The following is a 1,435-nucleotide window of genomic DNA, read 5'->3' as shown; positions in this document are numbered from 1 at the left end:
AATGAACTTATTGCAGATGGTATGTCCTTTGAGGAAATGTTAGCTGGAGCGCTTATTAAAGGCTTGGGCTGGTACATGGACTATGCCTTTATCAATGGAACCAGTGAAGGCCAGCCTCTTGGTATTATAAATGACCCGGCGCTGATTACTGTAAATAAAGAGGACTCTCAAGCGGCAGCTACAATTACCTATCAGAATGTTGTAAATATGTTCTCAAGGCTTGCTCCGTCCTGCTTTACCAATGCGGTATGGCTTGCCAATCCATCAGTAATACCACAATTGCTCACCATGACCATTACCATTGGTACCGGTGGCGCTCAGATACCGGTATTCAGGGAAGAGAGCGGGAAATTCACACTTCTGGGTAAAGAGGTTCTATTCACTGAGAAATGCCCCGCATTGGGTGCTAAGGGAGATTTAATCCTCGCAGACCTTAGCCAGTATGCCATAGGCATGAGGAAAGAGATTGCTCTAGATCGCTCCAATGTTCCCGGCTGGATGGAGGATATGACCGACTACAGGGTGATAGTGCGTGTAGATGGTCAGGGAACCTGGGATAAACCTATAACACCGAAAAACGGAGCAACGCTCTCATGGGCAGTAGCTTTGGAAGCGAGATAATTTGCTCAGATTTGAGCCAAGTCTGAGGCTAAGCAATACTTAGGGTGAAATGAGCAAATTGGAAGTGCTGCTCCTCCTACAAGAGGCTTTGGCAGGGGCGGTGCTCAATTCTAAAACTGATAGAAATACTGCTTTCTAAAGCATAATTGACTTGCTATATCAGCGGTTCAGAGTGATGAATGTTACTGCGGAATAAAGGCCTTAACCGAAGGAAGGGGTGAAAGCGTGAGAGCAAAGATTACCACAACCATAGAGGAAGCCTTATTGAACAAAGCTAAGGAACTTGCCGGACAAGAGGGTTTGTCCGGTGCCAATGCCATTATTGAAAGGGCGCTGGAGTTGTATTTTACCAGTATTCAAAGTGAAGTATGGGAAAAATCGTTGTCCAGCGGCTGGATAAAGAAGCTGGTTCTCAAAGGGGATTCAATTCTGTACGAAAACATCAAGTGCAGAAAAACCTTGGAGAACTGCAGGCCGGAAGATTACACACAGGAAAGACTAAAAGCAAAAGGCTGGAAGAAGGTTTAGCGGCCGGGGAAAAGGCCTCTGTATTGCTCCCTGAAACGTAAAAGCGTAGGTTGCAGCCGTAAGCTTTGTTGAAACAGAAGGGGCAAGTAAAGAGGAATTTGAAAGGCTGCTGCAGTTATTAGTACAGAAATTATATCAGTCAGAAATGTTAAGAAATTTGTATCCTAGCGAAGCAGTAAAAGAACATTAAGAAATTTGAACTAAGGCTCGTGATGCCTGAAATCACGTAATTTGTCACATCAGGAATAGATAGGTTGGCGTTCCCTTGCGAGGATTAAGGTTAAGG

2 protein-coding genes are annotated in these 1,435 nt (G+C 44.7%); both read left to right on the top strand.

The genetic code is table 11. The features are described from left to right. Positions 1-621: phage major capsid protein (locus EFD62_RS17310; RefSeq protein WP_128706594.1), on the top strand; the 621-nt coding region annotated here is incomplete at its 5' end. Positions 622-846: 225 nt separating this feature from the next. Then, on the top strand, positions 847-1,149 hold the full coding sequence (locus tag EFD62_RS17305) for a hypothetical protein (RefSeq protein WP_136479754.1): 303 nt from the start codon (positions 847-849) through the stop codon (positions 1,147-1,149). Positions 1,150-1,435: the final 286 nt, after the last annotated feature.

Source organism: Acetivibrio mesophilus, from assembly GCF_004102745.1.
Lineage (GTDB): Bacteria > Bacillota > Clostridia > Acetivibrionales > Acetivibrionaceae > Hungateiclostridium > Hungateiclostridium mesophilum.
This window is presented reverse-complemented; position numbering and strand designations above follow the sequence as displayed.